The 24,122-nt window shown below is 39.5% G+C and carries 23 protein-coding genes; 6 read left to right on the forward strand and 17 right to left on the reverse strand.

The genetic code is table 11. From position 1 onward, the window contains the following. Positions 1-135: 135 nt before the first annotated feature. The 7 genes from JCM16418_RS08515 to JCM16418_RS08550 all read right to left on the reverse strand — a co-directional run bounded on the left by JCM16418_RS08515 (position 136) and on the right by JCM16418_RS08550 (position 7,505). The gene (locus JCM16418_RS08515; protein WP_036647632.1) at positions 136-501 is read right to left on the reverse strand and encodes a hypothetical protein; all 366 of its coding nucleotides are present in this window, start codon (positions 499-501) and stop codon (positions 136-138) included. A 66-nt stretch (positions 502-567) separates the two neighbouring features. Next, positions 568-1,497, reverse strand: a complete 930-nt coding sequence (locus JCM16418_RS08520) for a VanZ family protein (protein ID WP_172679216.1) — start codon at positions 1,495-1,497, stop codon at positions 568-570. A 270-nt stretch (positions 1,498-1,767) separates the two neighbouring features. Further along, positions 1,768-2,634 (reverse strand): serine hydrolase domain-containing protein, encoded by an 867-nt coding sequence (locus JCM16418_RS08530; protein ID WP_081765363.1) that lies wholly within the window; start codon positions 2,632-2,634, stop codon positions 1,768-1,770. Between the two features lie 294 nt (positions 2,635-2,928). Next, positions 2,929-3,375: a GNAT family N-acetyltransferase gene (locus tag JCM16418_RS08535; RefSeq protein ID WP_306304762.1), complete on the reverse strand. Its 447-nt coding sequence runs from the start codon at positions 3,373-3,375 to the stop codon at positions 2,929-2,931. A gap of 242 nt (positions 3,376-3,617) precedes the next feature. Beyond that, positions 3,618-4,514 (reverse strand): hypothetical protein, encoded by an 897-nt coding sequence (locus JCM16418_RS08540; protein ID WP_036647637.1) that lies wholly within the window; start codon positions 4,512-4,514, stop codon positions 3,618-3,620. Between the two features lie 785 nt (positions 4,515-5,299). Further along, positions 5,300-6,046, reverse strand: a complete 747-nt coding sequence (locus JCM16418_RS08545; protein ID WP_036647639.1) for a hypothetical protein — start codon at positions 6,044-6,046, stop codon at positions 5,300-5,302. Positions 6,047-6,725: 679 nt separating this feature from the next. Beyond that, on the reverse strand, positions 6,726-7,505 hold the full coding sequence (locus JCM16418_RS08550; RefSeq protein ID WP_036647641.1) for an aminoglycoside phosphotransferase APH(3'): 780 nt from the start codon (positions 7,503-7,505) through the stop codon (positions 6,726-6,728). Positions 7,506-8,083: 578 nt separating this feature from the next. Here JCM16418_RS08550 and JCM16418_RS08555 point away from each other — a divergent pair. Continuing rightward, complete coding sequence (locus JCM16418_RS08555; protein ID WP_036647643.1) at positions 8,084-8,413, forward strand: DUF3889 domain-containing protein; 330 nt, start codon at positions 8,084-8,086, stop codon at positions 8,411-8,413. 354 nt (positions 8,414-8,767) lie between these two features. Further along, on the forward strand, positions 8,768-10,129 hold the full coding sequence (locus tag JCM16418_RS08560) for an FAD-dependent oxidoreductase (protein ID WP_036647645.1): 1,362 nt from the start codon (positions 8,768-8,770) through the stop codon (positions 10,127-10,129). Positions 10,130-10,372: 243 nt separating this feature from the next. Here JCM16418_RS08560 and JCM16418_RS08565 read toward each other — a convergent pair whose 3' ends face one another. Beyond that, positions 10,373-11,404 carry a LacI family DNA-binding transcriptional regulator gene (locus JCM16418_RS08565; RefSeq protein WP_036647648.1) on the reverse strand — a complete coding sequence of 344 codons (1,032 nt, stop codon included), beginning with the start codon at positions 11,402-11,404 and terminating at the stop codon, positions 10,373-10,375. Between the two features lie 279 nt (positions 11,405-11,683). Here JCM16418_RS08565 and JCM16418_RS08570 point away from each other — a divergent pair, with 279 nt between their 5' ends. After that, complete coding sequence (locus JCM16418_RS08570) at positions 11,684-12,733, forward strand: 2,3-butanediol dehydrogenase (protein WP_036647650.1); 1,050 nt, start codon at positions 11,684-11,686, stop codon at positions 12,731-12,733. 69 nt (positions 12,734-12,802) lie between these two features. Here JCM16418_RS08570 and JCM16418_RS08575 read toward each other — a convergent pair whose 3' ends face one another. The 3 genes from JCM16418_RS08575 to JCM16418_RS08585 form a co-directional block, all read right to left on the reverse strand. Further along, positions 12,803-13,384 (reverse strand): histidine phosphatase family protein, encoded by a 582-nt coding sequence (locus tag JCM16418_RS08575; protein ID WP_036647653.1) that lies wholly within the window; start codon positions 13,382-13,384, stop codon positions 12,803-12,805. 80 nt (positions 13,385-13,464) lie between these two features. Further along, entirely contained in the window at positions 13,465-13,890 is a 426-nt protein-coding gene (gene fosB, locus JCM16418_RS08580) for a metallothiol transferase FosB (RefSeq protein ID WP_036647655.1), read from the reverse strand. After that, positions 13,884-14,366, reverse strand: coding sequence for a tetratricopeptide repeat protein (locus JCM16418_RS08585; protein WP_036647657.1), 483 nt, complete (start codon positions 14,364-14,366; stop codon positions 13,884-13,886). Before JCM16418_RS08585 ends, fosB begins: the two co-directional genes overlap by 7 nt. Before the next feature lie 177 nt (positions 14,367-14,543). Here JCM16418_RS08585 and JCM16418_RS26620 point away from each other — a divergent pair, with 177 nt between their 5' ends. Continuing rightward, positions 14,544-14,714: a hypothetical protein gene (locus JCM16418_RS26620; protein WP_306304763.1), complete on the forward strand. Its 171-nt coding sequence runs from the start codon at positions 14,544-14,546 to the stop codon at positions 14,712-14,714. Further along, on the forward strand, positions 14,687-15,319 hold the full coding sequence (locus JCM16418_RS08590) for an MBL fold metallo-hydrolase (protein ID WP_306304764.1): 633 nt from the start codon (positions 14,687-14,689) through the stop codon (positions 15,317-15,319). Before JCM16418_RS26620 ends, JCM16418_RS08590 begins: the two co-directional genes overlap by 28 nt. Here the strand turns inward: JCM16418_RS08590 and murI are convergent. Beyond that, the gene (murI, locus tag JCM16418_RS08595) at positions 15,276-16,064 is read right to left on the reverse strand and encodes a glutamate racemase (protein WP_036647659.1); all 789 of its coding nucleotides are present in this window, start codon (positions 16,062-16,064) and stop codon (positions 15,276-15,278) included. The genes JCM16418_RS08590 and murI overlap by 44 nt on opposite strands. A 119-nt stretch (positions 16,065-16,183) precedes the next feature. After that, positions 16,184-16,648, reverse strand: a complete 465-nt coding sequence (locus JCM16418_RS08600; RefSeq protein ID WP_036647661.1) for a DinB family protein — start codon at positions 16,646-16,648, stop codon at positions 16,184-16,186. Between the two features lie 170 nt (positions 16,649-16,818). On the opposite strand from JCM16418_RS08600, the gene JCM16418_RS08605 reads away from it, so the two are divergent. After that, the gene (locus JCM16418_RS08605; RefSeq protein ID WP_036647663.1) at positions 16,819-17,382 is read left to right on the forward strand and encodes a nucleotidyltransferase family protein; all 564 of its coding nucleotides are present in this window, start codon (positions 16,819-16,821) and stop codon (positions 17,380-17,382) included. On the opposite strand, the gene JCM16418_RS23645 is transcribed toward JCM16418_RS08605, so the two are convergent. The 4 genes from JCM16418_RS23645 to JCM16418_RS23660 all read right to left on the reverse strand — a co-directional run bounded on the left by JCM16418_RS23645 (position 17,369) and on the right by JCM16418_RS23660 (position 24,032). Then, the gene (locus JCM16418_RS23645; protein ID WP_052020139.1) at positions 17,369-17,683 is read right to left on the reverse strand and encodes a hypothetical protein; all 315 of its coding nucleotides are present in this window, start codon (positions 17,681-17,683) and stop codon (positions 17,369-17,371) included. The genes JCM16418_RS08605 and JCM16418_RS23645 overlap by 14 nt on opposite strands. 141 nt (positions 17,684-17,824) lie before the next feature. Next, entirely contained in the window at positions 17,825-20,017 is a 2,193-nt protein-coding gene (locus JCM16418_RS23650) for an S-layer homology domain-containing protein (RefSeq protein WP_052020140.1), read from the reverse strand. Next, the gene (locus tag JCM16418_RS23655; protein WP_052020141.1) at positions 20,014-22,134 is read right to left on the reverse strand and encodes a metallophosphoesterase family protein; all 2,121 of its coding nucleotides are present in this window, start codon (positions 22,132-22,134) and stop codon (positions 20,014-20,016) included. The genes JCM16418_RS23650 and JCM16418_RS23655 overlap by 4 nt, the downstream gene beginning before the upstream one ends. Before the next feature lie 14 nt (positions 22,135-22,148). Next, on the reverse strand, positions 22,149-24,032 hold the full coding sequence (locus JCM16418_RS23660) for a lamin tail domain-containing protein (RefSeq protein ID WP_158442421.1): 1,884 nt from the start codon (positions 24,030-24,032) through the stop codon (positions 22,149-22,151). Positions 24,033-24,122 lie beyond the last annotated feature (90 nt).

Consider the following 24,122-nt stretch of genomic DNA (forward strand, 5'->3'; position numbering starts at 1 on the left):
CTATTATAATTCCTAAGATCGTATTTCTAAGTACTTATTAATAAAAGCATGTAATGCTTCTTTGGTCTGATAACCAGATTTTCTTACTCAATTTTGTCTGTTGTTATTCCAAGCAAAAAAACAACTATTCACAAGTTAATTTTTTGTAAAATCGTCGATAGCTTGAACCGCTAATTCTATAGCTTTAATTCTTCGTTCTAAAAGGGTTCTTTGCGGACTCCCTTCCTTTAACTTTACGTAAGCCTTTTCCATTGATGGGAATAGTCCATCTAAAATACTTCGAGCTTCTGCGATATCTTTCTGGTTATACATTTGAGGTTTTTGATTCCAAGTGTTTTCAAGCATGGCTAAACCTATCTTAAGAGCATTGAGTCGTTTTTTAATTAATGTAGTACTAGCACCTTTTTGAATCATCTGAGCCAATCCATTTTCTGATTTACTTATTGTCGATTGAAAGGATTTTATAGATTCCAATTTAACTTCATCTGATACCTTTTCCACGAAATCCCTCCCTCGCATTGTAATATAGGGTTGTTCCTTTAGTTTAGTCACCTATAATAGTCTTCTTTACCATTTCCAGGTATGCCTCATCTCTCTAATTCCAATGTCCCATATTCTTTCATCCCCCTCCAAGGTGATCACGAGCTCATTGGCTCCCTGAAGATAAATTGAGGACATCCCCGGTTCATCGCTTGGATCTTTAGAAGACGCAGACAGATACTCCTGGCCATCGGCTGAGATACGAAGACTCCCATAAGCATGCTCTTTATTGGGAATCCCAAAATTTAAGTAGAGATAAAGTTCCTTTTTGCCTAGCGTATATGTGTACGTCACCGTATTTTCACCTTCGGTGCTATATGCATTATATTGGGGCTCTACGTTTTGTCCACCAATTTGAAAGCTGTCTCGCTTTGTTCCTGTCGATGAACTTATACCGCTGTTTTTTAGTTCGTTTAACGCAACGAAGGGGCCAAGCTCTTTTGTGAACGCTTTGTCGGCGATCCCGAAGATTCCCCAAATGAAGGCCAACAGGATAATGGCGGAGATGCCCGTAGTAGCTATGTTTCTCCAGACTTTTTTCGTACGAAATCCGAATCTAAATGCCCCGAATCCGACTGCTGCACCTAAAGAGTTTTGAATTACGTCATTCATATCGAAGCTGCCAAGCATAGAGCACGCCTGAACAGTCTCAACTACAAGGATACACAGAATGAATAAGATCATAAATCGTAAGAAACCTGTTCGATACAACAACGGGATCAAGATACCGTAAGGAATAAAGGCTGCGATGTTTCCAAAAACCCAAGCATCCATCAGAGTAGGATGTTGAAGATCCGATAGACTCGGCAGCCTAAAAAAATCACTTGGTAAAAGTTGAAAATTGAAACCTGTCCCTACGTTTTCTGTTCTCCCAAAAGCTACAAACATATAATAAAGAATCAACACGGTATAACATAGGATTATGACCAAAATCACTTTGCGGTGCTTCGTATTCATTATAATCTCCTTTAAACAAACTGCTTTCTAGACCATCCAAAACATCTCATGAAATATTTTGTAATATGAAGTTGGGGTTCTTAAATATGCGTTTATACTTTCTCGTCAATTATATATTTGTTGTCACCTTGTTTTTCGTTATTTTGTATTTTTATTTCAGTTCTTAAATCGTGAACTTCATTTATCAAATCTTCAAGTCTTTTCGATGTTTTTGATGAATCTAATGCATAACGTACAATTTGGGTTTCCCCACTTTCATATAATCCCCTTCTATACATTAATAAGGAATTCTTCAATTATTCTTAATGGTTTCAACGAGTCCTCGTATATCTCACTAGTTATTGCTATTACCATCTTTAATCTAGGTATTATACAAATATATTGTCCACCAAATCCCAATGCAAAAATCATTTCTGTCCTATTGATTTCTTCTGTTTTCATATTTAGGTTTCTTACCCACCAATGATAAGCATAATAGCCAGTAGATTCATAAGTTAGGTAATAAGGTTGTGTAGATTTCTTCAACCACGCTGAAGAAACAATACGACTGTTTTTCCAGTTACCCTCCTGTAAAATCAAAGTCCCTATCTTTAACATATCAACCGTGCTCATAGTCAAGCCATCAGCACCACGGTTAATACCTTTATTGTCTTCGAACCAATTTGTATTCGTAATTTCTAAAGGTTTGAACAGATGAATGTTTGCAAACTCAATAGCTTTCATCCCTGTTGTCTTCTGCAAAATTGCTGTTAACACGTGGGAACAACCAGAATTATAATTCATTTTTACTCCTCGACTATCTTGAAGGTCTCTCTCAAACACATATTTCACGATGTCTGAACTAAATACCATAGGGGCGAAAAAGTTCCATTCGCCAAATTCTGGCCAGTCAAAACCCGCCGACATAGTAAGCAAATCTTCAATTGTGATGTATTGTTTTCTAGTATCTGCTAGTTTATTAATTAATTCCGGAAAAAAACTACTAACTGGTTCAGAAATACTTTTTATATATCCTTTATCAAGTGCAATGCCAATAAGTATTGATAAAATACTTTTAGTACACGAATTGATTTTTTGCGGATTCATTTCAACTTTCCTATTTTTATAATATTGAAAAAACAATCTATCTTCACTCATAATTAGACAGCTTTTGATCTTCACTTTTTTTTATTGCACGTTCAAATTCATTAAGTATATTAGGATTCATTCTCTCATCCTTATCTGCATATTATTTTACCTAACGTTTGAGTATTCAGAAAACGCTCCAGTCTTAGATAGCTCATATCTTTCAACTTCTCGTAGAAATTCTTACCTATATCATTGATAGACTAATAATCTAATTCAATTTTCTTAATATTATTGAGCTCTGCAATATCATTGACTTTGTTCATTATTTTCTTTCCTGACCCCTTTATTTCAAAGGTTATAGACTTAAATAGTAATGCAAAAATTCGTTATCTTTTTTATATCCATTTCGTTCGTATATTTTTGAGCTCTATCATTATCATTTGACGTTGATAAACCTAAACCTTTTGCTTTTGTTTGTTTTGCGTATATTTTTGCTGAATCTAATAGCAATTGAGCAATACCACGACTTCTATATTCATCTACTACATATAAATCATTCAAAATCCAAGATCTCTTCATTGAAACCGAAGAAAACAAGGGATATAGTTGTGTAAAACCAACTGGTTTATTCGATTCACTTTCTTTGACTAGAAATATAACAGATTCTCTATGTTCAAAACGATCAAACAAAAAACACCTTGCTCCTTCAAGGTCAGACTCTTGCTTATAAAAGATTCTATACTCATTAAATAAGGATATTACCTCTTCAAGATCTTCTATGGTTGCCTGTTTTACAATAAAGGGATTCATATTAATCAATCCTTCTCTTGGATTTTTATGTTTTATTAGATCTTTGCGGGAGTTTCAGATAACGTTCCCGCATTCACGAATCCGAGAACCTTAAGCCCCCAACGGGGGCGGCCGTGAGGGGTTAGGTTCGCAGGGTTATCGCCTGAATTCGCTCCCTCGAAATCCCTCTGACGACCCAGGGCTGCAAGAACCGCCGCGTGAATGCATAGTTATAGGATGTCAGCACCTTCTTCGAAATACCCTCAATTCTCTGTTCGATTAAAATTCCGCAAAATTCTAAGGGCATTAAGTGTTAAAATACCCTTCCACTCTTCTTTTGCGGTTAACCATTCTTCTTCAAACTGATACCACGACCAATTAGGTTCCCATGAGCCATCTTCAGATTGCTGGTCGATAAGGTTATCAAGTTCAATTGGGATTAGTTCTCCATATTTACTGTAATATGGAGAGCTTGGTGAATCTACTACCTGAAGGGGTGTCGCTCCATATCCGCTTCTTTCTTCTGTATTGATACTCACACAATTATCCATAAACAAATATAACTTCCTTGCTATTATTGATATCCGATCGTCATCCAGCCTTTCGGCTAAATGCAGATAACAAAATAACTCGTGCATTTCTGTCAAGTCACATTTGTGCAGTAGATTTTTCATTGCAAAATCGATTAGATCATTAAGATTGTTTAAAGTGTAATCATTCTTATAATCCATAAAGAAACCAATAACATCGGCATTAGGATTACCCCAATTCTCCCTAAAAGCACCGTAATTCCACCAAACCGCCCTTGGTGATTGCTCAGCCTCCTTAGGTATAATATCCCAACCAAATATTTCCTTATCAAATGTCCCTTCTAAATAATTTAATGCTCCCTTTATCAAATCAATAGATTCGTTATTCAGATGTAAAATTTCTAACGCTCTTACTGTTGCTAATGTGGAGGATTCTTTGCATCTCAAATCGGGATCAAGAGCATTGCCAAATCCACCATCTTGATTTTGAAATCTCCTTAATTCATCAAGTACTGCAGAAAAGGATTGGGATTCAAACTCATATTCGAAAATTGATTTCTCGAGTTTCCTAGCCTTTGTTTTTAAAAAGGTAATCGCCGATTCATAATTATCTTGGGTAAGTAGCTGCACCTTCAGTCCCTCCTAATATATGGGTTTTCTATTGGGTTTTTGCGCTTATTTCCTATAACGTTTGGCATCTGCGACGCGACCCGGCCTTAGATAGCTCTTATCTTAGGCAGGTTCGTGTGTTGTCTGAACCTACTTCCATGATTAGACACCTGACAACCAAGGGGCGAATGCCCCGCAGCGGGAAAACCTTGTTATACGATGTTAATGCCATCATTGACTCTACTAAATCAATCTCCTAATGTTTTTTGTAATAATCTTTCAGTTTTCACTGATGGAATTTGGTTAATGTTATTCAGAGTAATTATATGTATCTTAGTTAATGATTCTAAGTAACGTTAGCTCCAAAACAACATATGATCTCATGAATGCCTAAAAATTATATTTATTTAATCTCTATCATTCTTCATAAAAAAACCTATAAATATGAAAATAAAGCCTAATAGCCCAATAAAAAACTCATTACCGTAAAATTGGATACCAGGTTCTCCTTGGATGTATATACAAACTAAAATTAAGGATACGCCGAACAACATCAGTTTAATTGATTTCATTGGTGATGCTCCTTTAAATTGAGATCTGATTATCTTCGCATTAATTTCGTATAACGTTACTGTATCTACGAACCCGAAAGGCTTAAAAGAGCGTAGCGACTGGGTCCGCAGGACTTAGCCTTGCAGGGTTATCTGCCTGATCTAACTTCATCGAAATGCCTCGGGCAGATCAAGGGGGCTTACCCCCGCAGCGTAGATACTATGTTATGTGCAGTTACTGCCATCTTGGAATACTCATATTGGGTTGCATAATTTATTGTATGATTTCGTTATTTCATCTTTCACATATTTATTACTTGCAAAGACATTCCTTATATTAAGTAAATAAAGACAGCGCAAATAAAATCCATAACACTTATACTCATTGAAACTTACTTCGATTATTTCGTTTAATTCTCTTTTTCCAATCCACTTTGCAACTATTTTCTGTTCTGCCCCTCGTTCTAACTTCAAATTAAAAAATAGTTCAAATTCTCCTTCTTCATTATAAACATTAAAATTCATCTCATCCCATGTAAGAACTGTAATTACTGATTCTAAATTTGATACAAATGCCGACACTAAATCGAAGTATAAATCTATTTCGTTTATGTCAGGTATTGTATATTCATGCTCCATTTTATTTCTAATTTTATTTAGTTTAGCAAGAGAATTAGAGTTGAAAACACCTATTGCCTCAACGAGCTCAAGCTTTCTTTCAAATTTCAGGTTTCTTTTCTTAAATACTTCATATATTGAAAGCGAAAATAAAAAAGTATCAATTTGACAATCCACTGCCCTCTTTAGATTTGAAATACAATTAATTCTTGCTTCTGTTGTTCCAATCTTAATTTGGTTTTCTGCAAACCCTAAATAATCTCTAGCGTATAAATCAAATTCTGGAATCTTAAAATCACTCCCTTCAGAACCTTCATCTTCGAATTTATCAATATAAAGGTTAATAAATGTCCTAAGTTTTTCTATTTTCTCTAGTTCTTTCATTCCTTTAATACTCCTTATTTGATCTGCATTAATTGCACATAACGTTTCCGCATTCCTGACGTTCAAGCGGCTTAAGGTGCGTAGCACCGGGTCGTCAGACTTAGCCGTTTTGAATGTGTCGCCTGAATCTACTTCTACGAAAACCATCAAATGGCGACTGAGGAGCGTCAGCTACGAAACAGGAATGTTCTGTTAACTGTTGTCTCCGACCTCTTTGATATACTAAAATTGCTCTTCATATCGTACTTAACACAGTCTTTAATAAAGTCCTTAGATGGTATTATAACCCATCTCTATTGATCTGGCTCTTCCATTTATCTTGCCTTATTCTCCTACCATCTTTTATAATTATTCAGTGATTTTTTGTGAAAAATAGCCGCGGCGCCGAAGGGGGTTACCCATTTCTTCGGATTCACTCGCGACTATCTATCTCTTTGTCTTTTAATTTGTAGATTTACCAGTACTTATATATTCTTTCCAAGGTTTTACCTATATCGGTGATTTCAGTTAACGTTCCCGTGTTCACGACAATCCATATCCCTTAGATAGCTCTTATCTTAGGGATATGGATGTGTCCGGCTGATTTGACTTCTCTGCCAACTTCTTCTGCCGGACCGAGGGCCAGATGGCCCGAAGCGTGAACATATTGTTATCTGATGGGGCACGCTTCGAAGCGATACTAAAAGAAGTTATATATCCCGTCTTCGAAGTAGTTATACTCTTCATCAGTTATTCTTAGCTTTCCATATGCGTTCAAGAATATTTCTTTATCTCTTTCATTATCAAAAGCATTATATTTGGGTCTGATTGCTAACGCTACATCATATCTGGGATCTCCATATGCAGCCCCTGACCAATCAATAACTCCGACTACATTACTTTCTTTAACTAATACATTATCTATTGTAAAATCTCCATGAATCAAAGTGTTTTCTACTGGTTTTGGCCTTAATTCTTTCAACCGTATTAGTCGTTCTTCTGTTCCGTCTACATCAAAGTGAGTAAGATTATATTCTGCTTTAATAAGCATTGCATCTAACCAAGGTTCTTCATCATTTAATAATTCAATGGGGCAAATACATTCATGTATTTTCTTCAAACTAAGTCCAAAGTTAGAAATTACTTTTTCTTTATCTTTTGAATTGGGCTCTTTAGATAGATATTCTCTTAAACTTATTCCCTCAATATGATCCATTAAAAGCCATCTAGATTTATTCTCTACATAATATGAATATGGTTTCGGAACTGGCAGTTCCGTATGGTAAAGATATCGAAGTGCTTTGTATTCTTCTGACAACCACTCATTGTATAGCTCGTTTTCTGTTTTCTTAAGTATGTACTTTTTATAGGATGTATCTAATATAGCAACGACTGAAGTATGACCTTGTCGAGGAAAAATAATTTTCTTTATATCCCCAACTTGTTCAATTATCTCTATTGGTATATCTTGAATTTTCATATTTTCATCCTTTCTTGTCTTTGTGCCCTTTCAGATAACGTCTTATTCACGTACTTCCCAAAATACTCCCCAAATGAATTATTCGCGAAATAATTAAGCTCTCACCCTTCTGAGAATCCTTTTCTAGCGTTAGTTTCCCATCATTTTAATATAATCCATCTAAATTTACATCTTATTTCCTCTACTCCTAGTCGGTTAAATTTACAATAACTTAAATCATTTGCATCTAGAAACGCACCTGAAAATTGGGCTGATCGATATAAAATCCACGTTAGATAGATCACATTTCTCAAAAATAATATCTGTACATTAATCACCTGTTATTGTTTCTATGAACGTTACATTCTTAAACAAGATTTTACCAATGGTAACTTTATCGGCATTTTGCTTCTCAATCACACAATCTTAATTTCAATATCCATTAATGTTAATTGGATTGTTCACTTGGAAATAGTTTAGGAGCTTCTAATTTCAAGACTTTTTTCTTTTGATTCATCGTTGTGTGTTGTCCCCTTATGTATAATTTTAAGCTTCACTTCAAATATTAACAGAAATATGTGTGATAAAGGAGGCTTCTCATGCCTACAAATCGCTTCATGATTCCAATCGTTTTAAGTCTAATGCTATCCTTGTCATTGATGTTTGCCAATGTATCGTTAGCTTCGTCCCAGCCTTCATATGCAAAGTGGGGCAGAATCGCAATGAAAGAAGCACAACATAAATACCAAGCTCCAATTACGGACTATTTACATGTTGGACGCACAACAATATCCTCCACACAAGCTGAAGAAACTTTCAAACTTCTGATGACAAAAGAAGGCCGCCCATCTGCCGTATTCGTCACAATCCGATTCAATTCAGTAACGGAATCGCTAGTATCAGTTCGTTATAAGGAAACAACCCCTTAGGTTGGTAAGGTAAGGTCACGCAAATTAAAGAAGAAGAAAGAGAACAAACTTCCCTTTCTTCTTTTTAAACGGAATTCCCCCTCTTACATCTTTCACCTCAGTTCTTAAGATTCGACTTCTCTCCTTCCTTCAAGTAGAAATTTCATGGCATTCTTTAAATTGCAAATGTCAAAGAAATAATGCACACACAGTATGTGAAATTATGAACAATGTATGAACATCTACATATATCTATTGTATTGTGAAATAAATCACAGTATATTGAGAGTGTGAAATAAATCACAATAACAAATTCTAAATACATTCCATTCATACAAACCATACTAAGAACACATCCTTAAGGAGGAATTACTAATGAAAATTGCCGTCATCGGATGTACTCACGCAGGAACTGCAGCAGTGGTCAATGCTGCCAAGCTTTACCCAGAAGCAGAAATTACAGTTTACGAGCGTAACGATAATATCTCCTTTTTATCTTGTGGTATTGCCCTTTATGTAGGTGGGGTTGTGAAGGATCCTGACGGACTTTTTTACTCCTCTCCTCAGCAGCTTGCTGATTTAGGGGTTACGACCCATATGCGTCATGAAGTGATGTCCGTAGACACTCACGCCAAAACGCTGCAAATTCGTAATTTAGCTAGCGGAGAAGTTTTCCATGATTCATTTGATAAACTCATTGTCACTACTGGCTCATGGCCAATTATTCCGAAACTTGACGGTATGGATCTTGGTAACATCCTTCTTTGCAAAAACTACGATCACTCCAACACCATTATTGAAAAAGCACAGCATGCTCATCATATCACCGTTGTCGGTGCTGGCTACATTGGGGTGGAGCTGGTGGAAGCATTTCAGCAGAGCGGTAAACAAGTAACACTGATCGACAGTGAAGATAGAATATTAAATCGTTATCTCGATGCAGAATTCAGCAGCCAGATCGAGGAGTTCTTCCGTAGCAAAGGCATTGAATTAGCATTGGGACAGACGGTTCAATCTTTTGACGGCCAAGACGGCATGGTAAGCAAGGTCATTACAAGTAAAGGCGAAATCCAAACGGATTTAGTTATCCTTTGTATTGGATTTCGTCCGAATACGGAGCTGCTACGCGGTCAAGTAGATATGCTTCCAAATGGGGCAATTATTGTAGATTCTTATATGCAAACAAGCCAGAAGGATGTCTTTGCCGCTGGCGATAGCTGTGCTGTTCGTTATAACCCAACGGGTAAAGCAGCTTACATTCCCCTTGCCACTAATGCAGTTCGTATGGGCATGCTGGTTGCACGCAATCTGATGGGAAACACAACGAAATATTTAGGCACACAAGGAACTTCTGGTCTAAAAATATATGAGCTGAATCTTGCCTCCACCGGGCTTACCGAAGGTGCAAGTGCGGACGAGAACCTGAATGTTGACACGGTTACAATTCAGGAAGCCTACCGACCAGAGTTTATGCCTACAGCCGAAACAGTTACCTTGAAGGTTGTATTTGACAAAGAAAGCCGACGTCTCCTAGGCGCACAAATCATGTCTAAAGTTGACTTAACCCAAGCGATGAACACCTTGTCTGTATGTATTCAGAATAATATGACTGTCGATGAGCTGGCCTTTGTCGATTTCTTCTTCCAGCCTCATTACAACAAGCCATGGAACTTCTTGAATTCCGCTGCAATAGCGGCTCTACCTGAAATTAAAACGCAGCAGTTGCAACATAGCTAATTCGCTACAACTAAAAAAACATTAGAGGAGCATAGCGAAGGGAAAATTTGGAACTGTAGGAGCGATAGCGACCGCCTTTGTTTCCGGATTTCATCCGCGAACAGCGGTACAATTCAAGAAATCTGGAGACAACAGCGGCCGGAAGTCCAAATATTTCCTGTAGTGAAACTTACTCCTTAAATGTATTGCCTTAGTAACTGAAATTTTTCAGTGGCCTCTCTGTATAGGGAGGCTTATTGTGGCTTACCCCGAATATGATGACCCTCTCGTAATGGAAACACTTGATTCTCTGACAATAAGCCTCGGCTCGAATTGGAATCGTTCAAATTCACCTTGCGTCTGCTCACGAATTCTTTTTAACAACAATTCCGTAGCCAGTCTGGCCACTTCAACACCCATAATCGAGACCGAACTGACCTTCGGTGTCGTAATTGTCGTCCAAATATTATTATCAATACCGACCACAGCCACGTCCTCAGGTACACGAATACCAAGTTCCTTGAACCGGTTAATAATACCTATCGCAACCATATCATTGCCTGCATATACAGCATCCGGCATATTTTTGAGACTATAGAAATAATCCGCTGCTTTGGAACCCGTCTGTAATGAGAAGTCCTCGCCAAAATAGACTAGAGAAACATCCACATGACTCAAGCATTGAACATAGGCATTGTATCTTTCCTCAATAATGTCTTTCGGGGCTCCGGCATAAGCAATCCTCGTCCTACCGATACTGATGAGATGTTCCATCGCAAGCCTTCCCTCTTGATGGGAAAGACTCACAATATCCGCCTTCACCTCAGCGGGTAGTTTTTTACCATAATTAATCATGGAAATAGGAACCGTAGATTTGTTAATGAGATCAACCAAAGTGTTGGGATATGCTAATGGTAAAATCACGAGACCATCTACGTGCAGCTTCTTCACATCACGCATAATCTCAAGCTCCGTTTGTGCGTTACCTGACGTATTAATCAGCATCACACGATAACCATATTGCTTCGCAGCCTGTTCAACAGACCATGCGATTTCGGGAACAAAAGCATTCCTTATATCCGGTACGGCTAAGGCAATTTGATTCGTATGTCTTATTTTAAGGCTTTGTGCCGATAAGTTCGGAATAAATCCTAATTCTTCAATGGCCTCTAGAATTCGAGCTTTCGTGTGAGGGCTTATACTGCCAGAATTATTAATCGCTCTAGATACAGTTGCAATGCCAACACCAACTTTTTGAGCTACATCCTCGATCGTTACCTTTGATTTATTAGCCAATCTAAAATTCCCCTTCTATAATGGAATCGTTTCCTCTTTTTATATAAATATATATGCTGTATCCTTATTATATCATTATTATGACCAGTATGTAATTTTTGCCACCGTAACTAGGACTAAGCACGCATATTCCGCAAAAAACATCACTAGTTAATTATAAAAAAGTTTTAAGATTCATTGACAACTCACTCTATCATGTGAGATATTGGGTGTGGAAACGTTTCCGTTATGTGATGGGAAATTTCATCATAACTCTACTATATTTATGGAGATGACGATATGAAAGCACTAAGATGGCATGGACAAAAAGATTTGCGTTTAGACACAATTGAAGAGCCAGCAGCCCTTAAAGGTAAAGTGAAAATCAAGGTTGAATGGTGCGGAATTTGTGGTAGTGATTTACACGAATATACATCTGGACCTATTTTCATTCCGAACGAAGCTCCTCATCCACTAACTGGTGAACAGGCTCCTGTTGTTATGGGTCATGAATTCTCTGGCCAAGTTGTTGAAGTTGGTGAAGGTGTAACGAAAGTGAAAGCCGGCGACCGCGTTGTTGTTGAGCCTATATATGCTTGTGGTACATGTGAAGCATGTAAGCAAGGTAAATATAATCTTTGTGATAAAATGGGCTTCTTGGGTCTTGCAGGTGGCGGAGGCGGATTCTCCTCATTTGTTGCTGCTGAAGAAGTTATGGTCCATAAAATCCCTGAATCCGTATCCTATGAACAAGGTGCTCTTGTAGAACCCTCTGCTGTTGCTTTGCATGCTGTTCGTTCAAGCAAACTGAAGGTCGGCGATAAAGCTGCTGTATTTGGTACAGGCCCTATTGGGTTACTTGTTATTGAAGCTCTGAAAGCTTCCGGCGCATCCGAAATTTATGCCGTCGAACTTTCTCCTGAAAGAAAAGCAAAAGCAGCCGAACTAGGAGCTATTGTGATTGATCCTAAGGAATTCGATGCTGTACAAGAAATTAAAAAACGCACAAATGGTGGCGTAGACGTAGCTTATGAAGTAACAGGTGTCCCTCCTGTGCTAACTCAAGCGCTGAATTCAACTAAAATGGGCGGAGAGCTGATGATTGTCAGTATCTTCGAGAAAGAAGCACCTATCCATCCGAACCAAGTCGTTATGATGGAACGTACCATAAAAGGTATCATCGGTTACCGTGATGTATTCCCAGCCGTAATCAGCCTGATGGACAAAGGGTATTTCCCTGCAGATAAGCTAGTAACTAAACACATAAAGCTTCAAGATGTGCTTGATGAAGGCTTTGAAACACTTCTGAAAGAAAAGAACCAGGTTAAAATCCTTGTGAAACCTGAATAATAGCATGTATGATCAAAAAAACCGGATGAGAATTTCTCATCCGGTTTTTTTAATAAAATTCGCATTCTATCATCTGGCTTCTTCCAAATGCTTCGCACAGTTATACAATTCACATTCCCAGCGGGCTTCCCCTTTGCTGATCCTAGTGATGGATGTGTTATGAAGATGCTCTCTTGTATCGGTATGAGGAATGAGAACGGGCAGAAGCTTGCCAATCCATGCACCATGACTTACAATCAGAATTCGCTCATGCGGATGCTGGTCACATATGTCATTCACGACGGAAACGCCGCGCCGTATTAATGCTTCGTCACTCTCAATCCCTAACTCAAAAGTGTCCCATTCTTCTCCCCATTTACGCATCCGATCTTCTTCCGTCGTACCTTCAATCAGTCCGCAATGGATTTCACGTAGACGCTCGTCCAAATGAATCTCCAGACCCGTAGCAGCCGCAATCATTTCCGCCGTTTCCCTAGCACGTGATAAATCACTTGAATAAATCATGTCCCACTCTTCGTTCTGAAGCCTGGCTGCCAAAGCTCTTGCTTGTGCTTTACCTGTCTCATTCAACGGTATATCTGTTTGTCCCTGTGCACGATTCTCAATATTCCATTCTGTGATCCCATGTCTTACAAAACCCATTACTGTCATCGTATATCCTCCTACTCTTGATAACCACTTATGTACCACTATGTATTATTGCGGATAGTCAAACTCAATCGCTCTTGTGTTTAACACTCCGGTGTTTCAAAAAAATGCATATGCTCTTTAGCTGACCGATAATAATCCAGCCTGTCCTGAAGTGATCCTGTATGAAATTCAAACTGATGTCCATCGGGGTCCAGAAAATATACCGATAACTTGTCTCTTTCATCCCGCTCCCGACCTGGCAGAACCCTTACACCTAACAGTCTGTTTACTTTTTCTCCAAACTCCTCGGTCGCCACAGTAAATGCGATATGTGTATTCGACGATGGATACACACGTTCATTTACTTGTCCATCATCCACCTGATTGAGTGCAACCCATAATCCATCTAAATCGAAATAGGCCAATTTTCGGCCCTTCACTAATATATTCGCACCAAATACATCTCGGTAAAAGATAATTGAACGATCCATATCAGCAACTGCGAAGCAGATATGGTTAATTACCATGTCTGCTCTAGTTTATCCGCATAGAAGTGTATTGCCTTCTCGTATCTGCGAATACCCACATCAGAAGATGTATCCGCTAATGATTTTAACAGTAGGTTCATTGCCTCTGCATGTTCACCAAGATTATGTAACGCCATGGCTAGGAACACCTTAAACTCTTGCCTCTCTGGGAACGTTAAAATCGCTCGTTCCAATATTTGTTTAGATTGTATGTATTGGCCTATGACACGGTAGGTGCTTCCAAGTCCCAGCATTGCACCCGCAAGGTCTTCCGAGTCCAAACCGAGCTGGATTGCCCTTTCGTAAAAAGGTACGGCTTCCCATTCCAATCCAAGCGCATCATGTGCCCATGCAGTTTGATATTGCACATAGGCATTCTCAGGTTGCTGTTCCCCAAATGCTAGAAGTAACGTTCGCGCTTTCTCAAGCTCCCCATCTTCTCTTAAACGCACGGCAATTTCAATAGTTTCGCACATCACATTTCCCCTCTTTCAACTGCGATAATATGATACTCCCAAAATAATTATTGACATAATAAATAATTTGTGATATAATTAAATATTTTTGACATTTACATATTTTATGTATACAATTAGGGTCATCCAATTCAAGTCGCGACTGAACAGGAGAATACGATACTACGGAGGTTTGATATGAATTCTGATCAGACATACTCGATTTCAATGTTAGACATTTCCGCTTCCATTATGGGACGCATGGATACGATTCACCCTACCCTCATTCGCGATTCCGATCATACGATCCTCATTGATACAGGATATCCAGTCAGCTGCCATTGTTTATTGAGGCATTCCAGCGGCTAGAAATTCCATTCGATCAACTTACCCATATTATTATTACACATCAGGATCTGGACCACATTGGTGGATTACCTGCCATGCTGAAGCAGCATCCTCATTCCATAGAGGTCATCGCAAATGCTATCGAGAAGCCTTACATCGAGGGCGATAACATGCTACTCAAAATCACGCCAGAATCCATAGAACAAGCAAAAGCCATGCTATCCGAAAGTATCCCAGCAGCATGGCGTGATGCTTTTATCTCCACCTTAGAGCATCCGCCTAAGGCACCTGTAAATACTATTATGAATGATAGAGAAGAACTTCCCCTTGGGGGCGGACTCATCGTTATTGAGAGCCCTGGTCACACGCCAGGACATACTAGCTTATATCATAAAGCTAGTAAAACGCTTATCGCTGGGGATGCTATGCGTGTAGTCGAAGGTCAGCTTGCTGGCCCTAGTCCGGACCAGACGCTCGATATGACTTTGGCCATGCAATCCATCCAGAAGTTCACCCACTACGATATCGAGACCGTTATTTGTTATCATGGCGGTGCTTATAAGGATAACCACATTCATTCATCTATTGCTGCTCTAGTTGAGCAGTATACCATTGATAAGCCTTAATCATTTTATCAACGTATTCAGGTTCATGACCTGAGCACATAAATTGTATATCGGCATGACCGCTATGGCTGGCGATAGTATTTAATTCTAAAATAGAAGTTAGTCGCCTAACAGTGCCTGCACTACCATCAATAATTTCAATATGCTGGGGCAATAATTGTCTCAGCATATTTTTATAAAATGGAAAATGTGTGCACCCAAGCACCAACGTACCATAATCATTTAGATCATAAGGCTTAAACTTCTTATCGAAATAATCACTCATCACATCCAGATCAAATTGAAGCTCCTCACAATAAGTTACGAGTTCCGGTAGCGGTAAAGAATCCACAATGCTATGATCATGAACATCCACACGTGACACAAGCTCCGTATATTTAGACTGACGTAAGGTTAATGGGGTCGCAGCGACTAGTACTCTTTTACCTGTATCCCGATTCATTTCTACAGCAGGCTTTACCGCAGGTTCCATCCCGATAATCGGAATGTCCACTTCACTTCGTAGCTGAGCAGCGACCGCGCTCGTTGCCGTATTACAAGCAATAACTAGCGCCTTTATATCTTGCTCCATGATCTGATCTACAGATTGGCGCACATATTGCTGCACCTGCTCTTTCGTTTTGGTTCCATAAGGCACATGTAAAGTGTCTGCAAAAAATAAATAATCTTCTGTTGGAAGCTGACTCACAGCCTCCGCAAGTACGGTAAGACCGCCCAGTCCTGAATCCAGTAGGGCTATTCTCATGATATTCACCTGATTTGTATGTATTATAGACATGAAGTCTATTCCCTCTACTTGATGAAATCGAAATTTCGGTTAAAAGTCAAGAATAGTGCACTGGAAATTAAATACATACTAACAATTTAGCAAGACAAACCACGCCCGATAAAGTTCGCAGATACCCGCTCAATCCCTATCTCTTTTGCCCACACAGATAGCTGTCCGATGTGATGAATCTCATGGGCAATGACATGCCGCAGCACTTCACCATAGGAATAAGATTCCTCTTGCCATGATACTTTGACGATGCGATCTTCATTCTTTGCTGTTGACTGGAGTAGAATTTCTTTGAGCGTTACTCGATATTGATCCGATAATGCCTTTACATCATCTAATGTCATATGAGCTTCGAGAGATGGCTCTAGATCTTCCAATCCTTCGATCTCTCTAATCCAGCTGGATTCCACATCCACGATATGAAAAAAAGTATTCAGAATCGATCCTACGCCTCCAATTCGTTCCTGTCTCAACTGCTGTTCACTTAGCTCGCCACATACTTTAAACCACTCGTCTCTAACTTGCCAATTGTATACAAATAATGATTCCATTTGTGTCATAACTCCTTCTATATTGTCTCTAGCTTATGCTGCGTCCACTAAGGACAGTAGTAATTATCTTTAGTCTAGTTACGATGTACCGCATACCGGTCGGGATCAGATATGTTAAACTAATGAATGTCTTCTTTTCAATTCTATAATAAACAAGGGGAGAGATGATCTTGAATATCAACAATCAGGAAGATATTATCCAGCTCGTACGCGAAGATCAATGGATGATGGATATCCTCTATGCAGCCCAAACCTTAAATCTGCCAGACTGGTGGGTATGTGCAGGCTTCGTACGCTCTAAACTGTGGGATGTATTACATCATTTTGAAGAGAGAACCCCCTTACCCGATGTAGATGTCATTTATTACGATCCACATCATATCGATGAACAAGTGGAGAAGCAGCTAGAGCAAAAACTAAGAGAGATTAACCCTCACATCCCTTGGTCTGTTAAAAATGAAGCCAGAATGCATCTCGTCAATCAAATTCCGCCTTACTTATCCTCAGTAGACGCGATTTCCAAATTCCCAGAGACTGCAACTGCACTTGGACTTACATTAGATGCTGCAAACCAAGTGATCTTGGCAGCCCCATGTGACATAGAGGACGTACTCCATATGGTGATTAGACCTTCACCCTACTTCGAGCGTTCCGATGAGAGAATGAAAATTTACAAAGAACGTATTGTAAAAAAGAACTGGAAAGGCATCTGGCACCAAGTTATTCAGGCTTAGTTTTAGATTCTTCACTTAGGTCTGAATTTAAGTTTGCTTCTGACTCGTACTCATTCCATTTGTGATTTATATCGATAAATTGATTATAAATCCATTCCTTACACACTAAAATAATGCCTATAATCAGGAATACGATAGTACTTATGAATAAAGGTTTACCCGTGTAGCTGAGAATGTCATCATATATCACACTGTTCCATCCTTGTGCGCCCGACATGATCATAGCAGCAATTACATAGCGCAATACAAACACAAAGATTGCTACAAAGATAAAAATCCAGCCCATGATAACTCTAATCATGCAAATCCCACTCCTTTATTATATCAACACGCTAATACTATAAATTTTACCATTAATTTCACCTTAAGATCTTAAATTTTCCAAAATAAAAAGTCTGGTGAGTTAATCCCACCAGACTCCCATTCAACTTATAGAACTTTTTTATTTATGCAGTAGCACATACATCATTTTCGCAACCTCTTCACGTGTTACGCTTCCTTTTGGATCAAATACGTTATTTCCTTTACCATGGATAAGTCCAAGTGTATTTGCTTTAGATACAGCTTCCTTAGCCCATATAGATACTTGATTCATATCTTTGAATACGGCTTGGGATGAAGTCGCGCCGCTTGATTTCCTCAGATCATCAGCCATTTTGATCAGGATCACGGAAGCTTCTTCACGACTGATGGTATCCTTAGGACGGAATTCCCCTCCGTTTCCTTGAATCCATCCAAGCTTAGAAGCTTTGGCAATTGCATCAGCATAATATGCATTCGCTGGCACATCAGAGAATGAATCTCCCATAGCCTGCTGATCTGGTTCCAATGCTCGCACTGCTAACGTTACAAAATCAGCTCTTGTCACATTTAACTTCGGACCAAAATGATTATCATCCATTCCTTGAATAATATGCTTCGCTGTAAGCTTGCTAATGTACTCTTCAGCCCAGCTTCCAGTAACATCCGCAAACTGCTTATGATATTCAAGTACCGCAAAGGATGAGAAATGATTTGTCGTAAACGTTACCGTATCTCCAATAAACGTTCCACCCATATATTCAGGTTTCGACCCATTCAAGGAATATACGCCTGCATAATCAATATTCTTGGAATTTTTCATGACAGTAGGTAAAGATCTTTCTACCGTTATTGGCCCTTTGAAATCATGGATTTCCGTCTCAGTTTTGCCTTTGACCTTCACCATACTTAGCGTGTAGACAAGCCCAGACAAGGTATACTCTCTATGATTAGCAATGGTCTGATTGATGGCATTTTGCATCGATGCATTCATCGTCGTATCCATCCGAAGCACAATATAATCTGAATCTTGAAGTTGATCGGGCAATGAAGCCGCGGACAGCGTCAATGTTACATCCGGTGCAACGATAATGATCGACACATTGTTGTTCTTCGCTTTTTGAATACTTGCAGCTGGTAGCTGAATGACAGAAGCAGTACCTGAAGTATTTTTATAATCTAATCGAATAATAATTTTACCATTTGTAGTTTCTGTAATTGCCTGATCTAAGGCAGCCAAATCTGCTTGATAACGCCCATCGGCCGATGGGGTAAGAATGATTTCCCCTTGAACCGGTGCTGTTGTGGCGGGCGGTACTGGTTTCACTGATGATGTAGTTGTTCCGGTTCCTTGGTTTCCTGAATTCGTTGAACCACCACTACCACTTCCACCACCGTTTCCACTTCCTCCACCTGTATTACCTCCACCGCCAGGTACTTCTGGATGTCCTCCGTCGCCCGTAGCACCAGTATAGAAGCCCCAAATGTCTGACTTGGTACTACCACTATTCTGATCTTCTGCTTTGGTATACCACTGCTGGTACGTGTTTGGAATTAGATTTGTCCAGTTCACAGTCGTTTGAGTTCCACTCTGAACCTTCGTATTTGATCCGATTAATTGATCTGTATACACGTTTACTCCAATATAATCGGTTGCGACTTGCTTCGTCTTCGGCGCTAGATCAAGATCTAACGTGAATTCGTCTTTACCTGGTTGAGCTTGTGGATCATAGAAGTTGTAGTCATCCAAATAAGGTGAGTATGTCTTCATATGAATTTTATTGTTCTTCATGTCGAACTGCATCAGACGAATATATCCAAGTCCACCCTCAGGAGCACCTTGGTAGTCTGCAAGCATTTGGAATACTTTACGATCGGGTGCTCCGTCACCGTTATCGTCTAGCTCGTCTACTTTGAGCTGCGCATCATGATAATGACCCGACAACGCTGCAATGACATTTTTATTTGGTTTCACTACCTTTTCAAATATTTTATCTGCAATCGGTGCCCGGTTATTCGATACGAGCATATATTCATGTAACGCTAAGATCGCTTTACGCTCTGGATATTTGGCAACAACCTCATTCATCCAGTCGATTTCTGTATCCCCAAGTCCCCATCCCATATAGACGATAATAAAATCATTTCCGTTCGAGGATACCAAATCATAGTGTCCACGATTGTTATCATATGAACCAGCAAATGTGGAATTGTTCTTAAAACGATCTTCGCCGAAATATTGCTGGAACTTGGTATAGTCATTATCCTGATGACCTACGTCATGGTTACCTGCGAGTACTCCATATGGAATTTCAGCATCTTCAAGCACCTTCATATCCTTGTCGCTTCAAGCCATTGGTACTCCTGATATGATTTATCCACGACATCACCTGTATGGATTACATATTTGATGTTCATCTTTTCTTTTTGGGCCACGATCCAGTTTACAATTTCTTGATAAATCTTCGGATAACTCTGAGAGTAATACTGCGTATCAGACATCCATACGAAAGAGAAATCATATGGGTCATCGGTTTCTGGGGTCGGTTTGGAACCAGATGAAGCCGCTTGCGCAGCAATTTCATCTTGTACCATGACCTGAATCATCTGCCCGGACGCATAGTCACCTGACTTCACGACTGCATGTAATTCAAAATCAGTTATGCCCGCAATGACATGATCAAGCTGGTTCCACTTTTGTAAAGAAGGACTCCAAGCATACAAGCTCACCTTACGGCCTTCTAATGATTTACCCTTCCAGTTAATCTCAACTTGATCTGTTGCTTTAACCGATGGATCTAATTTGACTTCGAAACGCTGGTAGGGGAATTTCTCCACAGATTCATTAACAAGATAGTCTCCATCTACAGCACTAATCTTCTTATAATCCTCAGGAGTTAATACCTCCTCACCTGCTGGAACCATTTCCTTCGGAGGCTCTGTTACCGATGCACTTTTGTAACCCGTGAAGCCTTCCGCACGATTACCATCATATTTATATCCTTTATAAAATAATACGTTCATGAGGTCATTGGTTGGATCCTGAACCTTCACTGTAAGCTTTGCGTTACTGCCAACATCCTTTTGTCCTTGTGTTGGACTAATGAGCTGTGGTTGAAGTGGATTCTCATCAGGAACGTTAAAATTCACATGTGCCTCTGACGTATTTCCTACTTTATCTGTCGCTTTGATGTAAAGCTTGTGCGCTCCTCCAGTCATTTGACCGGATGATGTTGTATATGGAAATACAATTGTCTTATCATCTAATTTAACTTCAACTTTATCTAACCCTGCATACGTATCTTTAATGATTGCATCTAGCGTAATCGCTCCACGATATTCCTTACCATTCTCGATGGTCGGCTTAATTGAAGGGGCTGTATTATCCACAATCACTTTAGAAGTAAACTCTTTATCTGCACTGGTTACGGTTATCTGATGGGGTCCATCTGTAGCAGTTTTAGTATCCCATGAATAAGCTTTGGAGCCTACATGCTCTGCTTTAAGGTCAAATCGGAAACCGATGGATTCAGCTTTACCAGCAGAGTCACCCATTTTGATCTGCTTCTCACGTTCTGCATAGGCTTGGTCCCAGATTTCGGTACCATCTGCAAGCAGCAATCTCACATTTTTAATTTCGAAATCATCCTTATTTTCTTCTGGACGCTTATCGAAAGGTGAAGTCTTGGATCCAGCACGGATATAAATCACATTATCATTTCCGGTCTTGAGACGATCTGCACGAATTGGGAAAGATAATGTAGTGTATGACGTAATAGGATCCATAAACGTATAAAGAATTGTTTTATCTTCATCAGCTGGCGGTCCCATCGTAACGGCATTTTTAAAATAGTAATCCACATTCGTCGCATCGAATACGAAATATGCATCATTTTCAAGCTCAGAGAAGGTTTCTACATCGGCAAGCTGTTTACCATCAATACTTAACTTCAATGCATCCATGCCTACACTCTGAGCAGAAGCTTTAATGGTGTTGGTTCCTTTTAAAATCTCATTATCTTTCACATTGAGCCTAAGAGGGGATCGATCCGGTCCACCTGTTATGGCTATCTTCACAACCTCAGATGTTGTCTCGTTCATTCCATCCGATACTACAAAATAGTATTCAATGTATTTGCGCCCAATTAAGTCTGCAGAAGAAATTTTATAGTGATACATCGTATCATTGAAGTCTTCTGAAAGATTATGCTTTACATAATCCGCTTGTTTATCAGAACGGACATAGACCTCAACCGATCTAACTGCACGGTCATCCTTAGCATCTGCCTTCAATTCTAGACTTTTGAACTGATCTATTTCCTTAACTGCCGTGATATCTGTAATGGTTGGGGGTACATCATCCAGCTCCACTTGCACAGGTTCAGTTGGCACTTGCGAGTTAGTAACCGTGCCTGGAGTTGGCGTTTGCGTACCTGAGCTTGCCTTAAGCATAACCGAGCTTCCATTTACCGGATAAGCGTAAACAATAGCTTTGTCTTCTTTGGTCTCGTCATTTGTCCCTCCCTCATATAGGTATCTGCATCGTAATAGGCTGAGGATATTTCTTTACCTGTGTTTGTTTTAATCACAAGCGCCCGTCTACCGGAATTCGCCATCCCATCACTTTGAATCGTAAATAAAGTTTGGTCCTCTACTAAATTAGTTTTGTAGAATGTGTTGAAATCATTCGTTGTATAGGATGCGTTCACACTGTTCTTAATCCATAAAACAACAGTTTGCTTAGCAGGAATTATAAAATTATCCTTCGTAGTAGGCCATTCGACATCTGCTGAAGCTCCTTTGTCAGGATAACGATAATATAGCTTGTAGTTTTTAAAATGAATCGGTTGATCCGTATTATTGTATACCTCAATATATTCGTAGGCATCTGAAGAGGTAGCCGCTACATTGGTTGTATTCGGAACAACTTCCGTCACTAGCAGCACTGGCGCTGTCGCTGCATTAAATACAGGTACATTGACTTGGGTAGAATACGTTTCCTCGGTGCCTTGCACTTGAATACGGTAATGGATAGTGGATTCAGCAAGAGCAGCCGCAGGAATCGTAGCTGTATAATCTCCTGTATTTTTTGTATCAACCATCGTTGCCATCGTATATCTGAGCTGTGAAGGCGTTTTGTACAATAACGTTACGGGATTCTTGGTTCCATCAGGTTTCGTGCCGGGATTCACCACATGTGCTGTAATATCTAGGTCCTTAACCTCTACTGAAATAGCAGGTGAATGTGTAATTTCCGTCTTATTACCTGGATCGACCACGACAGGAATTAGCTGCTCTGGATCAGTCACGCCTGGTGTCGCAGGCGACAACCCTGAATTACTCATGGCCACCATCGCTGTGTTACCTGCGGCTGGATGCTTGAAGAATATTCCCTGATTCGCCTTAACCTGAGCTGCCACATAGTCTGCAGATACAATGGTATTTCCCGTCTTGTCTTTAATCGTTAGATTTCTTGGGCTACCATTTGCCATTCCTCCTCCACCATTCATGCGGAATAGGTTCTGTCCTTCCACAAGTTTAGACCCAGGGTAGTTCTTGTTAAAGTCATCGCTCGTGATTAGATTGTTGTCGCCGTTCATAATCCAGAATACAACCGATTGATGGGCAGGTATCATCATGTCTTTATCTATAACGGGTGTCCAAGTATCTTTATTGTTATAAAAGAATGAGAAATCCTTAAAATTCAAATCTTGATCGGTATTGTTATAGACTTCAACGAATTCATATGCATCCGTTGTCTTACTAGGAACATTGGTTGTGTCTGGAACCATCTCTGTAATAAGTAGCTTCGGAGCTGGCCCTATGATTGCTTTTTCCAGAATAGCTTGATTAGCTTCGATACCTACTGTATATGTAGCAGACTGTATCAGCTTGGACTGCTCGTCCAACGCCTCAATCGTATAGCTTATTTCCTTTCCCGTCATCTCATCACCCGGAATGGTAGCGATGTAGTTATCGGACTGATTTCCTTGAACTTGTGGTACGAATGGAATCGTTTTTTCTTCGTGACCATCCATAGAATACTTAAGAAGACCCGTCCAGGGTTGATTGACACCGCTAATCATAGCATTAACCGTAAAATCCTGATGTTCTGGTACCCTATTCAATGGAATATGACGGATTTGCATCTGTTCTACATTATTTACTTGTGGTTTCTTTGACGGGGATGGTGTTTCATTCTGGGTTTCTAACCCATCTTCTACAGGTGTAATATTGAGCTCCGTGACATTTGTTCCTGCAGCAAAACCTACGGGTGTCACGGCGCTCAGCATCATGCTGCTCAACATTAGAATCGAAACACTACGACTTATCTTGCCTCTCCTGTTCAATGTAACTAACATCTCCCTTTTCATATACATTTGTCATTCTATGCACTATATATTTTAAGGGAGGTATGTTCGGTACATATTATTTGAAGG

This window comes from Paenibacillus pini JCM 16418, assembly GCF_000576305.1.
Lineage (GTDB): Bacteria > Bacillota > Bacilli > Paenibacillales > Paenibacillaceae > Paenibacillus_AQ > Paenibacillus_AQ pini.